This is a genomic window from Candidatus Schekmanbacteria bacterium (assembly GCA_003695725.1).
Classification (GTDB): Bacteria; Schekmanbacteria; GWA2-38-11; order GWA2-38-11; family J061; genus J061.
In genome coordinates this window covers 1-5,250 of the sequence record RFHX01000226.1, presented here as the reverse complement: position 1 = coordinate 5,250, position 5,250 = coordinate 1, and the positions used below count along the sequence as shown (strand labels likewise).

At 36.4% G+C, this 5,250-nt stretch carries 6 protein-coding genes; all 6 read right to left on the bottom strand.

All coding sequences use genetic code 11. From position 1 onward, the window contains the following. Nucleotides 1-239 (bottom strand): hypothetical protein (locus tag D6734_08815; protein ID RMF93999.1); only part of this gene is annotated, 239 nt, incomplete at its 3' end. Nucleotides 240-320: 81 nt separating this feature from the next. Continuing rightward, nucleotides 321-599: a hypothetical protein gene (locus tag D6734_08810; GenBank protein RMF93998.1), complete on the bottom strand. Its 279-nt coding sequence runs from the start codon at nt 597-599 to the stop codon at nt 321-323. Nucleotides 600-651: 52 nt separating this feature from the next. After that, nucleotides 652-1,626 carry a hypothetical protein gene (locus tag D6734_08805; protein RMF93997.1) on the bottom strand — a complete coding sequence of 325 codons (975 nt, stop codon included), beginning with the start codon at nt 1,624-1,626 and terminating at the stop codon, nt 652-654. Continuing rightward, nucleotides 1,617-2,873 (bottom strand): SPASM domain-containing protein, encoded by a 1,257-nt coding sequence (locus D6734_08800; GenBank protein RMF93996.1) that lies wholly within the window; start codon nt 2,871-2,873, stop codon nt 1,617-1,619. The genes D6734_08805 and D6734_08800 overlap by 10 nt, the downstream gene beginning before the upstream one ends. 1 nt (nt 2,874) lies before the next feature. Then, nucleotides 2,875-3,423: a hypothetical protein gene (locus D6734_08795; GenBank protein ID RMF93995.1), complete on the bottom strand. Its 549-nt coding sequence runs from the start codon at nt 3,421-3,423 to the stop codon at nt 2,875-2,877. A gap of 23 nt (nt 3,424-3,446) precedes the next feature. Continuing rightward, the coding region (locus D6734_08790; protein ID RMF93994.1) for an ABC transporter ATP-binding protein at nt 3,447-5,250 on the bottom strand (1,804 nt) is incomplete at its 5' end.

The window sequence follows — 5,250 nt, the reverse complement described above, 5'->3', positions numbered from 1 at the left end:
TTCTTATTGTTTATAAACTCTCTGGAAACTAAAAAAAGAAATTCATCCTCAGTGCTTTTATCTACTCTCTTTTCTATTTCATCAATTAGTAAAATAGCATCATCATTATCAAGACTGAATTTTTGCACGAGAAAGTCGCTTAAGAGTTTCTTTCTTATTGTCCTATTATTTTTCAATTCTTCAGCTATAAATTCAGTGAGCTTGGCTAAATCTTTTTCTTTTATTCTTTTAAAATTCATTATCTTCAAAAAGCAAAATTTTTCCAATCAATCAAAAGTGCGGGCGGCACAATTGCCGCCCGCCCACACGATACTTCTAATCTATGCTGCACCTGCTGTAAATAATTGTGGACAGTCGAAGGGACCCGGCGGCGGACAATCAAAGAAACCAGGACAGTCAAAAGCCGGTTGGCAAGTAAATGGTCCTTGGCCACCACATCCATAACCCTGAACCGGATCACAGAAAAAATCTTGCGAACAATCAAAGGGATTTGAATCTTGCGGACCAGCACATCCTTCAACTCCTGCATTAGCACTTCTTGGACTGAAAAGACTGCCAACGACTGCACTTGCAATCTTTTCAATATCCTTAAAATTCATCTCCTCACCCCCTTTCGGTTATTAAAGATTATACCATTTCCGAAGCTACTGCCTAAAGCATAGAAAGAACTTTTTCAGCAATTGTATCGAGTTCCTTCAATTCATCTTCCGATTTTATCTCATCATACATTAATTTATTCTTTACAATAGAAGCCGCTTCCTGTGGTCTCCCTACTGTTAACTCATAACCAACTGTCCTCTTTACAATAGAAAGTGCTTTCCCAAAGAAAACTTTCCTTTCTTCCTGTTTCAAATAAATCGAATTTCTTGAAGTTTTCAAAAGTCGAAGCAACACTTCGCTTGATGGTATCCTTTTAATAGCTGACTTCCCGAAATAGTTAGGAACTAAAAAAAGAATGAACTTTACTTCAACCTCTTTCCCGATATCCATTCCAAAAACCTTCATAGGATCGACAACCCATCGATACTCATTTCGATATGTATATAAAGGAGAACTTCTAATCAGCTCTTCTTTCTCTTTAAAAAGCTTTATAGAGTCATCTCTCATAAAAAGAGACTTCGGATAAGAGATGAGTTTAAGAGAATTGGAATCAAATCCTGCATATTCATCTGAAAAATAAGTAAACCCTTCTTCAAGAAGTGCTGCTGTTAATGTTGTCTTTCCTGTTGACTCTTCCCCGGGAATAATTATCCCTTCATCATTTATAGAAACTGCAGCAGAATGGAAAACAAGCATATCCTTCAAGCCCGGCAGTATGAACGAATTCATTAAACTGGTGAAAAGAGGGAAGAGAATATCACGCCCTTCAAAATGGAGATTTTGAAATGAAGGAAGGACAAGATTGAAAGATTTGTCTTCTTCTCGGTAAAGATAAAAGCTCTTGGCGCCTTTGCTATTCCTCTCACCTTCCACCATATATCGGAACGAATTGTTAAACTCATCTACAAAATCTTTGTAATTGCTGTAGAGTATTACCTTGTCTTTAAAGAAGGATATAGATGAAGAATAAAGTTTCTCCTTTTTATGAATATCCAAAACAGCTTTTCCACGAGTACTTATTTCCACTTTTTTTCCTTCTCAGACTTTAAATGGTTTATTATCACACGGGCTTGAATCGCTGATGTTTTGCAGTCGAATGTGCTTGGTTTAAAGATATCCTTTGTTTCAAGATAATTAGTAGCAAAACATCCCCCCTTACAGCAGTCCAATAATTCACACTTGCTGCATTTAGTACGGTCCACTCGTCCCATTCCAAGGAGCTTCCCTCTCATAATTATGTCTGTTATTCCTGTATCGATGTGTCCAAGACGGCAAATTCCTTCAAGTTCGTTCAATCCCAACATTTTTGAACAAGGATAAATACTCCCGTCCGTGGAAATTGTAAGCGAATGTCTTCCTGCCTGACATCCCCAGACATATCTTTTATTGAAAAACTTATCTTCCTCCTCTTCAAAAAGGGTCATACGAAAATATTTTTTATTCCTGCGCATCTCCCGGTAAAGCTTTGCAACTTCATGCATTTGAGTTTCGTATGTCATCCAATCATCTTCCTTCCAATCGACACCGCTTGCAGCACCGATAATGAATTGATTAAATCCAATTTCAGCAAGATGGCGAACATTATGGAGCAATTTATGTGCTGTATCAGGATGGACAGTCATCTTTGCACCCATCCATGGCTGATATTTTTTCATCATTGGGAATTTATCGATAATTGTACCATAACTTCCCTTTCCATGAGCAGTTTTCCTGTGCTTATTGTGAGTTTCAGAATCTCCATCAATGCTTAGAAGAAATTTTATGCCCTCTCTTTGAAAGAAGACAAGATGCTCTTCTCTAATCAGGACACCATTTGTCGTTAAATCGTAGGTAATTCTTTTACCTGCGCTTTCTGCCTTGCAATTTGCATATTTTATTACTTCCTTCATCAATTCAAACTCAAGAAGCGGTTCGCCGCCAAAGAAGATAATGTTCAAATCTTTTTTCTCAGCCGATTGGTGAATTAGAAAATCGACTGCCTTTCTTGCTGTCTCTTTACTCATTCTTTTAAAATCATTTTTGCCTTCAACAAAACAATAATCACACCTCAAAGGGCAATTTTCTGTGATAAACATTTCAATCCGTGTTACAGGAGGAAATGCTTTTTCTTTAAACTCTTCTAAAATCTTTTGACTCAAAATTTTTGAAGTTTTCTTTGGCAGGTTCATCTCTTCTTGAAGGAATGTCTCCATTTCATTGAAGAAATCCACACCTTCATTCCTTATTCTGTCAGTTAAAATTTGAACTATCTTTTCATTGCTCAATCTATCCATCTTAGATTCCCGCCAATTTGCGAATCCTTTCTCCTATAATCAAGTCAAAGAGAGGCCTTGACCTAATAAAAACATCTACATTGATTTTTTCATTACCTGTTACCTGCTTTATTGTGTTGACGACATCTTCTTTATTAGGTGCCCATAATTCTCTTACAACAACATTTAAATTCTTATAACTTTCAGATGGCAACTTTTCTCCTGACGAGACATTCCTCACTTCGCCATTCAAATAAATGCTCCCATTTATGCCCTTTATTATTATTTCAATTTCATCGCCATGATGAATCTCATATTTATAATTTAAAAAAAGTGTCATATTAAAAGGTGTTGCCAAAGATGAAAATTCGTTGATATCTTTGCCTGACAACTGGGCAATGGCAGGCGCCTTTTCCTTTACTTTTGTAAAAATAAAAATTCCACCTATTGAAAAAATGAGTGTAAACATTATCAAAAAAACAACCGCTGGAAGCAAAATCCTTCCATGCATTATCCTTTTCAGAAATGTAATTTCATAGTCTCTTGAAACTCTTTCCCTTTTAAGACGCACTTTAAAACCTCTTTTACTCTATTTTATGCCTTTTTATTCTTGTCCCGAAGAATTTCGAAATAAGGCTTCCCGGTTATCTTAAACTGCTCGTTATAGATTCTTCTATAAAAAGGGCTATCCTCTAATAACCTATTATGTGTACCGCAGGAAGAAATTCTGCCATTATCGAGCACAAAGATAGTATCTGCATCCATAATTGTCGATATACGATGAGAAACCCATATGATTGTGCATTCATCTTTTAAGGCAAAAATAGTCTTTTTGATCTTGGCTTCAGAATCCGACCCGAGTGAAGATGTGGCTTCATCGAGTAAAAGAAGGTCAGGTTTTTTTATGAGCGCTCTTGCTATAGCAATTCTTTGTTTCTGTCCTTGTGAAAGACTGCAGCCGCCTTCACCTATTTCAGAATCATAAGCATCAGGAAAATTTTTTATGAAATCATGAGCATCTGCAAGTTCAGCAGCTTCTATTATTTCTTTTTTTGTTGCCTTAGGATTGCCAAAGCTGATGTTTTCAGCTATTGTTCCATTCAACAGATAGGGTTCCTGAAATACAACGCCTATCTTTTCTCTCAAATCCTTCAATTTCAAATCTCTCAAATCCATCCCGTCGATCAGGATGCTTCCCTTCCATGGGTCATAAAGCCTTAAAATCAAATTTAAAATAGTTGTTTTCCCCGCCCCACTCTTTCCGACTATACCCACTATTGCATGGGGCTCAATTTGAAAACTCAAATCTTTCAATATAGCTTCATTTTCTTTGTAGCCAAAAGCTACATCCCTAAATTCAATATTTCCCCTGATTCTTTTTATCGCAAATGCATCAGTTCTTTCTTTGACTTCAACTTCAGCATCAAATGTTTCAGCCAAACGTTCCATATTGACAAATTTAATGACGACACCTTGATATATACTGCCCAACGATTTTAGAAGACCAAAAAGTTGGACAAGATAAAGTACAAGGGCTGTCAGGCTTCCAAGAGTCAACTCCTGAATAATGACAAGATACCCGGCATAATAAGAGAGAGAGGTCATAACCACTGTATTCATTATGCTAAGTGTTGAGCCGCTTGCCACTCCCATCTTGTAATTTTTAAGACTAAGCCGTATCATATCTATCTGGTCCGTAAGATAACGTTTTATTTCGCTCCGTTCCTTTCCAAATACCTTAATTAATCGAATATTCGAAAAGACATCCTGAAGACTGCTCAGAATATCCTGTCCCTTTTCAGTCATCTCCTTGTTTCTTTCACGAAGTTTTTCGCCAAAATAATGGGAGTGAAGATAAAATAGCGGTGTTATCAGAAGGGCAATAAGAGTAAGTTTCCAGCTCAACGTGAAAGTAATTACAAATAAAAATACGAGTCTTACACAAGTGGTGAGAATAGTAGGAATCGTTTCCGTTGCCATAGAGGCAACATTGTTGATATCACCTCCTATTCTATACATTTGTTCTCCAGTGCTCCGAGATTGGAAAAAGCGTATTGAAAGCTTATGAAGATGTCTGTAATAATCTGACCGTATGTCAAAAGTTAACAACTGTTTAACATAAATGGATACATAATTTTTTATACCATTCAAAAGTCCAGAAAAAATAAAGATGAGAGCCCCTGAAAGGACAAGCATATTGAAAAGAAAAAAGTCCCTATTCGTATAGGCATAATCAATTGTAATCTTCGTTAAATAAGGACTGATCAAACTAAAGAGAGTGGCAAAGAGAGTACATATCAAAATTACTGCTTCTTTATCCCAGTAAGGAAGAAGATATTTATTGAAACGAAGAAATAATTTTAACCTTTTCACTTTTTGGATACCCACCCCTTTATTG